The sequence below is a fragment of the Mariniradius sediminis genome, assembly GCF_021491425.1.
Classification (GTDB): domain Bacteria; phylum Bacteroidota; class Bacteroidia; order Cytophagales; family Cyclobacteriaceae; genus Mariniradius; species Mariniradius saccharolyticus.
This window is the reverse complement of the sequence record NZ_JAKEVZ010000060.1, coordinates 1-330: the sequence shown is the minus strand read 5'-3', so window position 1 is coordinate 330 and position 330 is coordinate 1. Positions and strand designations below refer to the sequence as shown.

At 44.5% G+C, this 330-nt stretch carries 1 protein-coding gene; it reads right to left on the bottom strand.

Features of this window, described 5'->3' with window-relative positions; translation table 11 throughout:
• Positions 1–138, bottom strand: a 138-nt coding sequence (locus L0U89_RS20655) for an Hsp20 family protein (protein ID WP_369413266.1), incomplete at its 3' end; no start/stop codon positions are given.
• Positions 139–330: the final 192 nt, after the last annotated feature.

Here is a 330-nt window from a genome sequence, read left to right as displayed (position 1 = left end):
CTTCCTCTCCCCACTAATCAGAAGCACGTTGTCATCTTCAACCTGAACCTTTATGTCCCCAGATTTCAACCCCGGCATGTCGATCTCGAACACGTAAGAGTTCGGATACTCCTTCACATCCGCAGGTGTTGCAGCCATTGCTTTCGCGTCTCGCACATATGACCGTGTCGGAGCATTGTATGTCTTGTCCTCCGACATGTCCATCATGTGGAACAACGGAGACTCCAAACCCATCACTCTGAAATTCATCAATCACTTCCAGAAAATGAAAGAAAATTGCTCAAAAAAATTGCGTTTGTTACTGAGAAGATTTTGATCTGCTTATGTTAT